Annotated in this window: 17 protein-coding genes and 1 other RNA gene; 8 read left to right on the top strand and 10 right to left on the bottom strand. The window is 31.5% G+C overall.

Features of this window, described 5'->3' with window-relative positions; translation table 11 throughout:
• Positions 1 to 4: 4 nt before the first annotated feature.
• Positions 5 to 547 carry a nucleotide exchange factor GrpE gene (grpE, locus tag M9C80_01180; GenBank protein ID URQ69797.1) on the bottom strand — a complete coding sequence of 181 codons (543 nt, stop codon included), beginning with the start codon at positions 545 to 547 and terminating at the stop codon, positions 5 to 7.
• A gap of 60 nt (positions 548 to 607) precedes the next feature.
• Positions 608 to 1,024 carry a ferric iron uptake transcriptional regulator gene (fur, locus tag M9C80_01175; protein ID URQ69796.1) on the bottom strand — a complete coding sequence of 139 codons (417 nt, stop codon included), beginning with the start codon at positions 1,022 to 1,024 and terminating at the stop codon, positions 608 to 610.
• A 96-nt stretch (positions 1,025 to 1,120) separates the two neighbouring features.
• Between fur and M9C80_01170 the strand changes: the two genes are divergently transcribed.
• Positions 1,121 to 1,462, top strand: a complete 342-nt coding sequence (locus tag M9C80_01170) for an outer membrane protein assembly factor BamE (GenBank protein URQ69795.1) — start codon at positions 1,121 to 1,123, stop codon at positions 1,460 to 1,462.
• A 2-nt stretch (positions 1,463 to 1,464) separates the two neighbouring features.
• Here M9C80_01170 and M9C80_01165 read toward each other — a convergent pair whose 3' ends face one another.
• The 3 genes from M9C80_01165 to M9C80_01155 are packed head-to-tail and all read right to left on the bottom strand — an operon-like array spanning position 1,465 to position 3,704.
• The gene (locus M9C80_01165) at positions 1,465 to 1,893 is read right to left on the bottom strand and encodes a hypothetical protein (GenBank protein ID URQ69794.1); all 429 of its coding nucleotides are present in this window, start codon (positions 1,891 to 1,893) and stop codon (positions 1,465 to 1,467) included.
• A gap of 1 nt (position 1,894) precedes the next feature.
• A complete protein-coding gene (locus tag M9C80_01160) occupies positions 1,895 to 3,238 on the bottom strand; it encodes a sodium-dependent transporter (protein ID URQ69793.1) in 1,344 nt (447 codons plus the stop codon).
• Positions 3,239 to 3,242: 4 nt separating this feature from the next.
• Entirely contained in the window at positions 3,243 to 3,704 is a 462-nt protein-coding gene (locus M9C80_01155) for a DUF3429 domain-containing protein (GenBank protein ID URQ69792.1), read from the bottom strand.
• 52 nt (positions 3,705 to 3,756) lie between these two features.
• Between M9C80_01155 and smpB the strand changes: the two genes are divergently transcribed.
• The 3 genes from smpB to rpsT all read left to right on the top strand — a co-directional run bounded on the left by smpB (position 3,757) and on the right by rpsT (position 4,951).
• On the top strand, positions 3,757 to 4,248 hold the full coding sequence (smpB, locus tag M9C80_01150; protein ID URQ69791.1) for an SsrA-binding protein SmpB: 492 nt from the start codon (positions 3,757 to 3,759) through the stop codon (positions 4,246 to 4,248).
• Between the two features lie 23 nt (positions 4,249 to 4,271).
• Positions 4,272 to 4,620: a transfer-messenger RNA gene (gene ssrA / locus M9C80_01145) on the top strand.
• 67 nt (positions 4,621 to 4,687) lie between these two features.
• Positions 4,688 to 4,951, top strand: a complete 264-nt coding sequence (rpsT, locus tag M9C80_01140; GenBank protein URQ69790.1) for a 30S ribosomal protein S20 — start codon at positions 4,688 to 4,690, stop codon at positions 4,949 to 4,951.
• 6 nt (positions 4,952 to 4,957) lie between these two features.
• Here the strand turns inward: rpsT and cgtA are convergent, their stop codons facing one another.
• From cgtA to rplU, 3 genes are read right to left on the bottom strand one after another with little or no spacing between them, the layout of a single operon-like run.
• Positions 4,958 to 5,956 (bottom strand): Obg family GTPase CgtA, encoded by a 999-nt coding sequence (gene cgtA / locus M9C80_01135; GenBank protein ID URQ69789.1) that lies wholly within the window; start codon positions 5,954 to 5,956, stop codon positions 4,958 to 4,960.
• A gap of 10 nt (positions 5,957 to 5,966) precedes the next feature.
• Positions 5,967 to 6,224 carry a 50S ribosomal protein L27 gene (gene rpmA, locus M9C80_01130; GenBank protein URQ69788.1) on the bottom strand — a complete coding sequence of 86 codons (258 nt, stop codon included), beginning with the start codon at positions 6,222 to 6,224 and terminating at the stop codon, positions 5,967 to 5,969.
• A 2-nt stretch (positions 6,225 to 6,226) separates the two neighbouring features.
• The gene (gene rplU / locus M9C80_01125) at positions 6,227 to 6,541 is read right to left on the bottom strand and encodes a 50S ribosomal protein L21 (protein ID URQ69787.1); all 315 of its coding nucleotides are present in this window, start codon (positions 6,539 to 6,541) and stop codon (positions 6,227 to 6,229) included.
• A gap of 90 nt (positions 6,542 to 6,631) precedes the next feature.
• Between rplU and M9C80_01120 the strand changes: the two genes are divergently transcribed.
• The 3 genes from M9C80_01120 to M9C80_01110 are packed head-to-tail and all read left to right on the top strand — an operon-like array spanning position 6,632 to position 9,320.
• Complete coding sequence (locus tag M9C80_01120) at positions 6,632 to 7,591, top strand: polyprenyl synthetase family protein (GenBank protein ID URQ69786.1); 960 nt, start codon at positions 6,632 to 6,634, stop codon at positions 7,589 to 7,591.
• Entirely contained in the window at positions 7,588 to 8,112 is a 525-nt protein-coding gene (fabA, locus tag M9C80_01115; protein ID URQ69785.1) for a bifunctional 3-hydroxydecanoyl-ACP dehydratase/trans-2-decenoyl-ACP isomerase, read from the top strand. Before M9C80_01120 ends, fabA begins: the two co-directional genes overlap by 4 nt.
• Complete coding sequence (locus tag M9C80_01110) at positions 8,112 to 9,320, top strand: beta-ketoacyl-ACP synthase I (protein URQ69784.1); 1,209 nt, start codon at positions 8,112 to 8,114, stop codon at positions 9,318 to 9,320. The genes fabA and M9C80_01110 overlap by 1 nt, the downstream gene beginning before the upstream one ends.
• Here the strand turns inward: M9C80_01110 and ssb are convergent.
• Positions 9,317 to 9,748, bottom strand: coding sequence for a single-stranded DNA-binding protein (gene ssb / locus M9C80_01105; GenBank protein URQ70184.1), 432 nt, complete (start codon positions 9,746 to 9,748; stop codon positions 9,317 to 9,319). The genes M9C80_01110 and ssb overlap by 4 nt on opposite strands.
• A gap of 68 nt (positions 9,749 to 9,816) precedes the next feature.
• Between ssb and uvrA the strand changes: the two genes are divergently transcribed.
• A complete protein-coding gene (gene uvrA / locus M9C80_01100; protein URQ69783.1) occupies positions 9,817 to 12,636 on the top strand; it encodes an excinuclease ABC subunit UvrA in 2,820 nt (939 codons plus the stop codon).
• Here the strand turns inward: uvrA and rplQ are convergent.
• A complete protein-coding gene (gene rplQ, locus M9C80_01095) occupies positions 12,633 to 13,031 on the bottom strand; it encodes a 50S ribosomal protein L17 (GenBank protein ID URQ69782.1) in 399 nt (132 codons plus the stop codon). The two genes, uvrA and rplQ, sit on opposite strands and share 4 nt — an antisense overlap.
• Positions 13,032 to 13,034: the final 3 nt, after the last annotated feature.

Here is a 13,034-nt window from a genome sequence, read left to right as displayed (position 1 = left end):
TCCTCTAATTTTTTATAACTGTCACTCTAGCTGGTCTAATAACTCTTCCGTTTAATTCCCAGCCTCTTTGAAAGATATTTCCTATTTCCCCATCTTTCTTTTTTTTATCTTTTTCCATTGAAACTGCTTCATGCTTTTCTGGATTAAAAGACTCATCTTCTGGATAAATGGGTATCATTCCAAATTTATCAAGAGCAGACTCAAAAGACTTTAATGTTAATTTAATGCCTTCTTTATCATCTTCACTTGAATTTTCAAGAGCATTTTCAAGATTATCAATAACAGGTAGCAGTTCAAAAAGTAGTTTTTCTATGCCATATTTGTGAGCTTTATCAACTTCCGAAATAGTTCTTTTGAGTGCATTGTCTAAGTCTGCTTTATATCTCAAAATAGATTTTTCTAAGCCCTCATTAATCTCTATAAGCTCCTCATATGAGGGCGTGCCTATACTATCATCTAAGTTATTAATTGCTTGATCTTCAGCTTTTGAAATAGTCTCTTTATTCAAATCTTTGTTTGAAATTTTAGTATTCTTCTTTTTTGACATAATTAATCCCAATTGGTTAGGTATATAAGGATTTAATTTTTTAGTTCAAGTGCAAGGAATTTACGTATTAATTTTTTTTACATAAAGTATCATGCTATGGTCAACAATCTCGTATCCAGCTTTTCTTGCTATTTCTTTTTGCTGGTTTTCTATAATTTCATCATTAAATTCAAGAACATCACCAGTATCAACACAGACCATATGATCATGATGCTCATCAGAAATAATTTCATATACTGCTCTACTATCTTCAAAATGATGCTTTTTAACTATACCAGCCGACTCGAACTGTGTAAGGACCCTATATACAGTTGCAAGGCCAATATCCTCCTCCATTTTTAGAAGCTCTTTATAGATATCTTCAGCACTAAAATGAACATCTTGATATGAAGTTGAAGCTAAAACTTGCATAATTTTTATTCTAGGAAGAGTAGCTTTAAGCCCTGCTTTTTTAAGTTCGTCGTTTTGATTCAACATTTTTCTTAATAATAAAAATTATAAAACCTATTTTAAACACAAGCATATATCTTTATAGGATAAAATACTCATGACAAAGTATAATTGATCTAAATTATGAAACAATATTCAAAGAAAATATTTATTGCTACTTTTATAGTATTATTGAGCTCTTGTTCATATTTTGCCCCATACAAAGTTCCGATAATCCAAGGTAACATATATGAAGAAGAAGATCTTAATCAATTACAACAAGGTTTAACTAAAGATCAAGTTCAATTTATATTGGGTACTCCTGTAATAAAAGATCCGTTTCATAAATCACAGTGGAATTACTATAACTCAATCCAAATTGGTGAAAAATTATTAGGTCAAAAAAAACTCACGTTATTTTTTGATTCTGATGATCTGCTGAATAATTGGATTGTTGAAGATACTAACTCTTCTAAAGAGGACTAGCTTTATTTATCATTAGATAGCCTTTTTATGAATGCTTCTAAAGCTTTTTCAAGAAAAATATTTAATAATTCGTCCGATACTAGCTTATTTAAAAGGAAAGGAAGCTTAAAGTCTGATTCAAAAGTTATTTCCGTTAAATCATCATCAACTTGATAAAGGATCCATTTACAATTAAATAAATCAAAGGGGCCTTCGATCTGTTCGATATTAATAACTCTATCAAGTAAAATGTTTTTAGATTTAATTGAGTAACTTTTTAACATAAAACTGAATTCTAGCTCCCCAATTTCAAAATCATCATTCTTTTCAATTAATCGAGAGCTTGAGCATCCAGGAATATACAAATAATAATTTTCAAAATTTGCTACTTGTTCGTAAACTTTTGAAAAGTTTTCATTTATTGTTTTTGAAAAACTAATTTTTCTTAACACTTTATAGAATTTGAGAAATAAATATTGACGCTACACTAATTGGAGCAATAAATTTTATGAAAAATTTCCAAAGTCTGTAAATATAAAAATTTATATGCCCTATCTCATTTGAAATTAAATTGTGATTCATGAACCAGCCAACAAAAATTGCAATTAACATTCCTCCAAGAGGAAGTAAAATTTGATTCGAAATAAAATCCATAGAATCAAGAAAATTTCTACCAGGTGTTAAATTAAAATCAGAAAGTAAATTAAAACTGAGCACTGTCCCTATTCCTAAGGTCCATGCAAAGAAAGAAATACCAAGCGCTGAACGTTTTCTTGATAAAAAACCTTCTTCAGACAAATATGCAACACCTGGCTCCAGTAAAGAAATTGAAGAACTCAAGGCAGCAATTGATAATAATATAAAAAAGAAAGGTCCAATAATTTGACCGAATTGCATTTGCTGAAAAGCAGAAAGCATTGATACGAAAACAAGACCAGGCCCGCTGTTGGGTTCAAGATTGAAAGCAAAGATAATTGGAAATATTGCTAGACCTGCCAACATTGCAACTAAAGTATCTAATGAGGCTACCGTAAATGAGGTTTCTACTACCTTTTGATCTTTTGGCATATAAGCCCCGTATGCCATTATGGAGCCCATTCCAAGACTTAAACTAAAAAAAGCCTGGCCCATGGCACTTAGAAAAGTTTCAGAAGTTACATTTGAAAAATCTGGAGCGAATAAAAAATCTAAAGTTTTTATAAACGCGCCATTAATCATTGAATAAATCACCATAAAAATTAAAAGGAATCCAAGCATTGGCATTAAAATTTTAACCATTCTGCCAATACCATTCTTTACACCTGCTGAGACTATAAGAAAAGTTAGGAATATAAAAATTGTATGCCAAAATAAAAGGTTAATAGGTGATGCTATCACTTCACCAAACTGATCTGAAGAACTTAAAATTTGTGATGGTAATGCTGAAATAAAAATATAGTTAAGGCATATTCCTGCGATTACACTATAAAAAGATAGAATTAGAATTCCAGCAGTTATCCCACTCCAACCAACAAATCTCCATAAGGAACTAGTATTGGAATCTAACGCAGTTTTTTTCATTGCATTTATTGGACTATTTCCTGCCCTTCTTCCAATAATAATCTCACTTATCATAATTGGGATACCGATAATGACAATACATAATAGATAAATTAGGACAAAAGCGCCTCCCCCATTAGTACCAGCTTTATATGGAAATCCCCAAATATTACCTAATCCAACCGCAGAACCGGTAGCAGCAAGAATAAAAGTCCATTTTCCAATCCATGCACCGTGAGATTTGAGTTTTTTTTCCATTATTTTATAAGTAAGGGTAGCTATATGGGTTGATCCAATACCATGAAGATATTAGAAAAGATATGCATACAAGTAAAGTTAAAATTTTTCTAAATTTCTGATAATCAATATCTTTTTTTTTAAAATCTTCAGTAGACTTTTCAAAAATATAAAAACTATAAAAAGCTATTATTGAGATGATTAATGAGATTAGTATCATTTTTAAAAAAATTAATAATAGAATTAAGCAGCCTGCTAGGCTAAATCCGATTCCAAGAGATAAGTTAATTTTTTGATTTTTTTGATTATCTCTCCAGCCCCATGCGAATCCACCTAGGAAAGAGATTATTATTGCTCCATAGCTCAGCTGAATGATTATAAAGGTTTTACTTATTTCTCCTCCAACAATCCAAGGCATTACAGAAAAAAAAGCAAACGGAATAAAACCTATGTAACCATATGTCGATTTTATATTAGTTATATTCAATTTATTATAAAAAAAATCATTGCACTTAATTTATCAAAATACATAATAAAGTATGACAAATGAAAAATCTGAATTAATTGTAAAGAATAAAACAGCATCTAGAAACTATATTCTAGGTGAATTCTTTCAAGCAGGCATAGTTTTGGAGGGTTGGGAAGTAAAATCTCTAAGAAATGGAAAAATTGATGTTAAAAATAGTTATGTAAACTTCAAAAATAATGAAGCATGGTTATTTGGTATAAAAATTGATCCCCCAGCTTCGTTAATAGAGGCAAATATAGATCCACTAAGAACCAGAAAGCTTCTTCTAAAAAAAAGAGAAATTGCTCAATTACAAAAACAAAAGAATGAAAAAGGTTTAACAGTTATTATGACCTCAATTTACTGGAAAGATAATCTTATAAAGTGTGATATTGCTTCAGGAAAAGGAAAGAAAATTCGTGATCAAAGGCAAGATATTAAAAAAAGAGACTGGGAGAGAGATCAGGGAAGAATTTTAAAAAATTCAAGAAACAATAGTTATTCTTCTAAAAATTTCAAGTAATATTGTATAATTCATGCCCCAATGGGGGCGAATAGGGTTCGACATTTCTACTGGACTCCGAAACGCATGCCAAGATTGTGGTAATTCTTGTAAAACATACTACAAAAAATTTAGTTGCAAATAACGACAACTACGCTTTAGCAGCTTAATGCTAACCGATGCCAGATTTGACTATGGTTCGAAGCATCGGCAAAACACATAGTCTAGCCAAGCTGTGTTGCTTGGACACAGTTTGGTTAAACTAAATCAAGCTCGCTTTTTCACCCTGCTCCTCGGGTCGAAAACGTTAAAAAGCCAATTGAGTGAGCTATGCATGTAGAAGTTAGGCTGAAGGATTAATGGACGCGGGTTCAATTCCCGCCGCCTCCACCATATAAATAATAATGGACATATCGTGATTTCATTATTAAACTACGCACTCTTAAAGAATATATATAATATGGCAAACTCAAAACAAGCAATTAAAAGAGCTAAACAAAATGCTCAAAAATACAAATTAAGGCATGCTCAGAGATCTGTTGTTAGAACAGCAATAAAAGCTGCAAGAACAAGTATTGAAACAAAAGATTCCTCGAAAGCAAAAGAATTAATACAAAAAGCAGAAAAAATTCTAGATATTTCAGCTTCAAAAAAAGTTATTCATAAAAACGCTGCTGCACGAACAAAAAGCAAACTAATAAAGGCCTTAAAAGCTTTTTCTTAAATTTTTCTATACTTTCTTAGCAAGGGCAGAAATTAATTTATCAACACCATTGCCTGTTAGGGAAGAAATTGAATAAATTTGTTTTTTTGAAAAATTAAATTTATTTTTAATTTCATCTTCGAACTTTGCTATGGATTTTTTATCTGAAATATCTTCTTTATTTAGTACAACCCACATCTCTTTTTGAGTAAGATCATTCTTATACAGGCTCAATTCTTTCTTTAAAAGCTTTATTTGATTTATTGGATTATTTTCCACATCTGGCGATAAATCAATAAATATTAATAATAATCCCGTTCTCGAGATGTGCTGAAGAAATTTTATACCCAAACCTGCTCCCTCTGACGCTCCTTCAATTAATCCAGGAATATCAGCAATAACAAAACTTGAGTAACTTGTTTTAACAGTACCTAGATTTGGTCTTAGTGTTGTAAAAGGATAATTACCTATTTTAGGCTTTGCAGAAGAAACTTTTCTCAAGAAAGTTGATTTACCTGCATTTGGAAAACCAACTAAGCCAACATTAGCTAATGATCTTAATTCTAGTCTTAAAACTCTTTTTTCACCTTCAAATCCTTTCATAAATTTTCTTGGTGCTTGATTAGTGCTTGTCTTGAATCTTGCATTGCCCTGACCTCCATCCCCTCCTTTGGCAATCAAGTAGGTCTTATCTTTATCACAACAATCTAAAAGCTCTTCTTGTAACTCCTCATCATAAATAACAGTACCAAGAGGAACTTCGATAATTAAATCACTGCCTGCGGAACCAGATTTATTTTTTCCAGACCCAGATTTTCCATTTTTAGCTTCAAATAATTTCTTATTTTGAAAATCTACAAGTGTATTTTTATTTTCATTTGCTTTAAAAAATACATCTCCGCCTTTACCACCATCTCCACCATCAGGACCACCAAAAGGTATATATTTTTCTCTTCTAAAACTGGATGCACCAGAGCCACCACTACCAGCCCTAACTTCGAGAAAGGCCTCGTCGATATAATTCATGATCTAATACTTATTGAGGAATTACGTTTGCGGTTTTTCTGCTTTTAGGGCCTTTGTAGGAAAACTCTACAACACCAGCTGCTTTTGCAAAAAGAGTATCGTCTTTGCCAATGCCAACATTAATGCCAGGATGAGTGTTAGTTCCTCTTTGGCGTATTAATATTTCTCCAGCCTTAACTACTTGTCCACCAAATCTTTTAACGCCTAGCCTTTTAGAGTTAGAATCTCTACCATTTTTACTGGAACCACCTGCTTTTTTATGTGCCATTATTAACTCACTTTGATATCTTTTATTTCAATTTGAGAATATTTAGCTCTATGGCCAATTTTTCTCATACTATGTTTTCTTCTTCTAAAACGTAATATAGATATTTTTTTTGCCTTAATCTTATCAATTATTTCTGCAGAGACTTTTACATTAGACAAATAAGGTTGCCCTATTTCAACATTATCGCCATCTACATAAAGAAGAACATTATCAAAAATAATCTTTTTTCCAGGCTCATCCTGCAAAAGATCAACGGATAATTTCATACCTTTTTCGACTTTGTGTTGTTTTCCGCCTGATTCTATAACTGCATACATAATAAAGTTACCTAAAGGTGGCAAAATATACGCTTTAATGAAGAATTTATCAATAGTTATGTATAATTTTGCTTTAAAAAATAATTATCTATGAGAATTAAAAATAATCTAAAAAATGAACTTAAAGAAGTCAAGTTATTGATAAAAAATGAAGTTATTAAAGACAAATCTATTTCTAAACTATATGGTCATGTTTTTAAAACCAGTGGTAAGCAAATAAGATCAAAACTATCTTTAATATCATCCTCTTTAAAAGCAAATAAACAAAATTATAAAAAAAGAATCGCTCTAGCTGCAGTTATTGAACTTCTTCATTCTGCAACTCTTGTTCATGATGATGTTATAGATGAGTCCAGTATCAGAAGAGGTCAAAAATCTATAAACAATTTATGGTCTAATTCACATGGGGTGCTTATTGGTGATTTTATATATTCAAAAGCATTTATATTAATGGTAAAAATTAAAAATTTAAAACTTTTAGAAGAGTTGTCTTTTGCAACTAATGATATTTCAAAAGGAGAGTTAATCCAGTTAGATGCCATAAATAATATTAAAATTAAGCTAGATGACTTATTAAAAATTAGTTATTACAAGACCGGAAGATTATTTGAAGCAGCAGCAAAAAGTGCTGCATATTTAATTGATTCAAATTTAAAATACACAAAACAAATCTCTAAGTCTGCCAAGTACATAGGTATAATTTTTCAAATTAAAGATGACTTGCTTGATTATCAAATTAATGAAAAAAAACTTGGCAAACCATCATTTCAAGATATAAAAGAAAGTAAAATTACTTATCCATTTTACTTTGCATATAAAAATGCAAATTTTCAACAAAAAAAAACTTTAAGGAGTTTTTTAGGCAACAAAAGCATTAATAAATCTAAATCTTATAAACTTATAGATTCCTTGAATGGTATTGTTGAAACAAAAAAGCTACTTAATGAACATTACAAAAACGCAAATTTTTACATCAAAAAACTTGAAGACAATAAAATAAGAAAAGAAATGTTAGAATTGCTTGAGCTAGCTATATTAAGAGATAAATGAATTTCCTTCCACAAAAAAAATATACAAAAGATGAACTTATAAATTGTTCGGATGGAAAATTATTCACAAAAGATGGTGATGGTAGATTGCCTTCTGATCAAATGTTAATGTTTGATGAAATATCTGAGATAAATTCTTCATCAGGAAATTACGAAAAAGGAAAAATAATAGCATCTTTAAATATTGATCCTGAGTTATGGTTTTTTAAATGCCACTTTAAAGAAGATCCTGTTATGCCAGGTTGTCTTGGCTTAGATGCTATGTGGCAATTACTTGGTTTTTATTTGTTATGGTCTGGATTACCTGGAATAGGCAGGGCCCTTGGTGCTGAAAAAGTAAAGTTCTTTGGTCAAGTTCTTCCAACCTCAAAACTTGTAAAATATGAGCTCGATATAAAAAGAGTATTTTCAAGAGGTGCAATTGTCGGACTTGCTGATGGTAAGATGTTTGTAGATGGAAAAGAAGTTTATACAGCTGAAAATTTAAAAGTTGGGCTTTTTAAAGATCCTAGTAATTTTTAATGAAAAATATTGTAATAACTGGAATGGGAATAAGATCTTGTATAGGTAATACATATAGTGAAGTTCTCAAAAATCTACAAGCTGGTAAATCTGGTATTACAAAAAATGAAACTTATTCTAAAATGGGGTTTAGAAGCCAAGTTGCTGGATCAATAAGTATTGAATTATCTGATTTTATAGATAGGAAACTATTAAGATTTATGGGTGAAGGTTCAGCTTATTCATATTTGGCTGCACTTGATGCGCTAGAAATGGCAGGTTTGGATGAAGAGGATATAAGTTCTCCTAAAGTCGGTATTGTTGCGGGTTCTGGAGGTGCTTCAACTCGAGTAATGGTTCAAACTGCAGATATTGCAAGAGAAAAAGGTCCAAAAAGAATTGGTCCATATGCAGTTACAAAAAGTATGGGGAGCTCTATTTCAGCAATTCTCGGAACGGCATTGAAATTAAAGGGAATAAATTATTCGATTTCATCTGCGTGTGCAACAAGCGCTCATTGTATTGGGCATGCAGCAGAATTAATAAAATCAGGTCAACAAGACATCGTTTTAGCTGGTGGAGGTGAAGACGAGCATTGGAGTTCATCTAGTCTCTTTGATGCGATGGGAGCTCTATCATCTAACTTTAATAATAGTCCAACATCTGCATCTAGGCCGTATGATAAAAAAAGAGATGGTTTTGTAATATCTGGTGGTGCAGGGATAGTTGTGCTTGAGAGTGAAGAATTTGCAAAAAAAAGAGGTGCGAATATTCTTGCTAAACTTGAAGGTTATTTTGCTACTTCTGATGGTTATGACATGGTTGCTCCATCCGGCGAAGGCGCAAAAAGATGTATGGAAGGCGCATTAAAAAATTTAGATTCAGATATTGATTATATAAATACGCATGGCACTAGTACTCCTGTAGGTGATATTGCTGAGCTAAATGCCATAAAGGATGTTTTTAAACAAAAAATTCCTTCAATCAGTTCAACAAAGTCTATGACTGGGCATTCTCTTGGAGCTACAGGCGTGCATGAGACTATTTTTTCGATAATGATGTTAAGAGAGGGTTTTATAGCGCCATCAATAAATATTCATGATTTATGTGATGAAGCAAAAGATATAAATGTAATCACTGAAGCGGTTGATCAAAAACTAAATTCAATTATGAGCAATTCATTTGGATTTGGGGGAACTAACGCTAGTTTAATACTTAATAAATACTAAAAAGGAATATCGTCGTCAGTTAATTCTGCGCTTGATTCATCTGAAAAAGGAGCTTCCGATTCAGTTTGAGCTTGTGCATTGTTTGATGGCCTTGAACCAAGCATTGTAAGCTCATTACCTACAATTTCTGTAGTCCATCTATCAGCTCCAGATTTATCTTGCCATTTTCTAGTCTGCAATTTTCCTTCAATATAGACACTTGAGCCTTTATCTAAATATTTCTCAACAATTTCTGCAAGTTTTCCAAAATATACTACTCTATGCCATTCTGTTTTGTCTCTCATTTCACCACTTTCTTTATCTTTCCATGATTCTGTTGTGGCTATAGACAGATTTGCAACTGCTGATTGTGTTGCCGTATAGCGCATTTCAGGTTTTTGACCTAAATTTCCAACTAAAATAACTTTATTTACTCCTCTGCTCATAATTACCTCTTATAATAAGTAAAAGTTTAACCTAATTTAATTTTTTCATCACGGATAATTTTTAAATTCTCATGAATAATATTACTATAAAAGGTGCAAGGACTCATAATCTAAAAAATATTAGTCTTGAGATACCTAGAAATAAAATAGTTGTCATAACAGGTCTTTCTGGATCAGGAAAATCATCACTGGCTTTTGATACACTTTATGCGGAAGGTCAGAGAAGATATGTAGAATCACTTTCTACTTATGCTAGACAGTTTCTGTCCCTTATGGAAAAACCTGATGTTGATCAAATTGAAGGTCTCTCTCCTGCTATTTCAATCGAGCAAAAGTCAACTTCTCATAATCCAAGATCAACTGTCGGGACAGTAACAGAAATCTACGATTATTTAAGATTGTTATTTGCAAGAATAGGCACTCCAATTTGTCCTGATCATAAAGAGGAACTTAAAGCTAAAACTGTTTCTGAAATTTCTGACGAAATCCTAAAGATGAAAGAAGGTTCAAAAATTATGGTTCTTTCTCCAATAGTTAGAGGTAAAAAAGGTGAGCATCTTGCAATATACGAAGATTTAATGAAGAGTGGTTATGTTCGTGTGAAGGTAAATGGAGTTATCTATCCCATTGAAGAATTTCCTGACCTCGAAAAGAATAAAAAACACGAAATTGCTGCTGTAGTGGATAGATTAGTAATTAAAAAAGATGATGAAAATAGATCTAGGCTATCTGAATCTATTGAAACATCTCTTTTGTTAGCTGATGGACTTGTAGAAGTTGAATCTATTGATAGTGGAAAAACTAAATTGTACTCATCTAATTATTCATGTTCTAAATGTGGTTATGCTGTTCCAGAATTAGAACCAAGAATGTTTTCATTTAATAATCCTTTTGGAGCATGTTCAAAATGCGATGGTTTAGGTGTCATACAATTTTTTAATGAAAACAGATTAATACAAGATCACGAAGTCTCTATATCTAATGGCGCAATAAAAGGATGGACTAGAAGGAATAGATTCTATTACTACCAGTTAAGATGTTTGTCTGCTCATTATAATTTTTCACTTACAACTAAATGGAAGGATTATCCACAAAATATAAAAGACATAATTTTATGGGGGTCTGATGAAAAAATTGATTTCTCGCATAGGTTTAGAAGTGGGAGTAGAATAATTCGAAAGCATAAATTTGAAGGAATAATTCCAAGCACTGAAAGAAGATTTAAAGAAACAGATTCTGATTTTATAAGAGACGAATTATCTAAACTTATGTCACAAAGTTCTTGTAACGATTGTGACGGATCTAGATTAAATAAACAATCTAGAAATGTTTTCATTAACAAAATGCAAATACATTCAATAACAAATATGAAAATTAATGACGCATTAAATTTTATAATAAATTTAAATTTAAAAGGATCAAAGAAGAAGATTGCTGAAAAAATCTTGAAAGAAATTAAAGATAGATTAACTTTTCTTGAAGATGTTGGTTTGAGTTATTTAACATTAGAAAGAAGTGCTGACACATTGTCAGGTGGTGAGGCACAAAGAATAAGACTTGCCAGTCAAATTGGTTCAGGGTTAGTAGGTGTTACATATGTTCTTGATGAACCATCCATTGGACTTCATCAAAGGGATAATGAAAAACTAATTAGAACATTAAAAAATCTCAAAAATCTTGGAAATACAGTTATTGTCGTTGAGCATGACGAAGAAGCTATAAGATGTGCAGATCATATCATTGATATAGGACCTGGAGCAGGTAGACATGGTGGTGAAATCTGTGCAGAAGGAAACCTTGAAAGTATTCTTAATAATCATAATTCTTTAACTGCTAAATACCTAAATGGTATGAAGAAAATTAATATCCCAAAAAAAAGACTATCTCCATCAAGTAAACAAATAAAAATAATTAATTCTTATGAAAATAATCTTAAAAACATATCTGTAGATATACCAATTGGTTTATTAACCTGCGTTACTGGGGTATCTGGTTCAGGAAAGTCATCATTAATTAATCAAACATTACTTCCAATGAGTTCTTTTATTTTAAATAAAGCTAAATTAAATAAAGAAGTAAAGTGTGAAAAGATTGAAGGACTAGATTTTTTAGACAAAGTTATTAGCATAGATCAATCTCCTATTGGAAGAACACCTAGATCAAACCCTGCTACCTATACTGGTTTGTTTACGCATATAAGAGATTTGTTATCTCAAACTGTTGAAGCAAAATCAAGAGGCTATAAGCCAGGAAGATTTAGTTTTAATGTAAAGGGAGGAAGATGTGAGGCTTGTCAGGGAGATGGCGTTACAAAAGTTGAAATGCATTTTTTAGCAGATGTTTATGTGACTTGTGAGGTTTGTAAAGGTCACAGGTATAACGAACAAACACTAGAAGTTAAATACAAAGATAAAAATATAAGTGACATATTAAATATGACTGTTGAGGAAGCTTTAGATTTCTTCAAAGCTATACCAGCTATCAAAAAAAAGCTCGATACATTGAATGATGTCGGATTAGGCTATATAACTCTTGGGCAATCTGCAATAACATTATCTGGTGGTGAAGCTCAAAGAATTAAATTAGCTAAAGAATTATCCAAAAGAAGTACTGGTAAAACATTATTTATTCTAGACGAACCAACAACTGGTCTTCATTTTGCTGACATAGAGTTATTATTGAAAGTCTTAGAAAGGCTTAAAAATCAAGGCAATACAGTTATTGTTATTGAGCACAATCTTGATGTAATTAAAACAGCTGATTGGATTATTGATTTAGGGCCGGAGGGTGGAACAGACGGAGGCGATACAGTGGCTTGTGGAAGTCCAGAGGAAATTTCAAAAATCAAGAAATCTTATACAGGACAATTTCTAAAGAAAATCCTTAATTAAGCAGCAGAATCCTTTTCAACATCTGATTCTTCATCAGATTTTCTATCTACAAATTCAATGAACGCCATATCTGCTTTATCTCCTGGTCTAAAGCCTGCTTTAATAATCCTCGTATAGCCTCCATTCCTATCTTTTGCATTAACGGAAATTACTGTAAATAATTTTCCAACAGCATCATCAGATCTTAAACGATTAAATGCGATTCTTCTATGTGCGACTGAATCATCTTTACCAAGAGTTACTAAAGGTTCAATAAACTTTCTAAGCTCCTTAGCTTTTGGAAGAGTTGTTTTGATAATCTCTCTTTCTATTAATGCAATCGCTAGGTTTTTAAATAAGGCTTTTCTATGCGAAGAATTTCTATTTAATTTTCTTCCTGATTTTTTGTGTCTCATTTT

It is taken from the genome of SAR86 cluster bacterium (genome assembly GCA_023703615.1).
GTDB lineage: Bacteria > Pseudomonadota > Gammaproteobacteria > Magnimaribacterales > D2472 > MED-G85.
The sequence above is the reverse complement of the archived record's forward strand: the minus strand, read 5'-3'. Positions and strand labels throughout refer to the sequence as shown.

Coding starts and splice junctions, on each gene's coding strand:
- grpE (URQ69797.1), bottom strand. CDS start 547: ATGTCAAAAAAGAAGAATACTAAAATTTCAAACAAAGATTTGAATAAA.
- fur (URQ69796.1), bottom strand. CDS start 1,024: ATGTTGAATCAAAACGACGAACTTAAAAAAGCAGGGCTTAAAGCTACT.
- M9C80_01170 (URQ69795.1), top strand. CDS start 1,121: ATGAAACAATATTCAAAGAAAATATTTATTGCTACTTTTATAGTATTA.
- M9C80_01160 (URQ69793.1), bottom strand. CDS start 3,238: ATGGAAAAAAAACTCAAATCTCACGGTGCATGGATTGGAAAATGGACT.
- smpB (URQ69791.1), top strand. CDS start 3,757: ATGACAAATGAAAAATCTGAATTAATTGTAAAGAATAAAACAGCATCT.
- rpsT (URQ69790.1), top strand. CDS start 4,688: ATGGCAAACTCAAAACAAGCAATTAAAAGAGCTAAACAAAATGCTCAA.
- cgtA (URQ69789.1), bottom strand. CDS start 5,956: ATGAATTATATCGACGAGGCCTTTCTCGAAGTTAGGGCTGGTAGTGGT.
- rpmA (URQ69788.1), bottom strand. CDS start 6,224: ATGGCACATAAAAAAGCAGGTGGTTCCAGTAAAAATGGTAGAGATTCT.
- rplU (URQ69787.1), bottom strand. CDS start 6,541: ATGTATGCAGTTATAGAATCAGGCGGAAAACAACACAAAGTCGAAAAA.
- M9C80_01120 (URQ69786.1), top strand. CDS start 6,632: ATGAGAATTAAAAATAATCTAAAAAATGAACTTAAAGAAGTCAAGTTA.
- fabA (URQ69785.1), top strand. CDS start 7,588: ATGAATTTCCTTCCACAAAAAAAATATACAAAAGATGAACTTATAAAT.
- M9C80_01110 (URQ69784.1), top strand. CDS start 8,112: ATGAAAAATATTGTAATAACTGGAATGGGAATAAGATCTTGTATAGGT.
- uvrA (URQ69783.1), top strand. CDS start 9,817: ATGAATAATATTACTATAAAAGGTGCAAGGACTCATAATCTAAAAAAT.
- rplQ (URQ69782.1), bottom strand. CDS start 13,031: ATGAGACACAAAAAATCAGGAAGAAAATTAAATAGAAATTCTTCGCAT.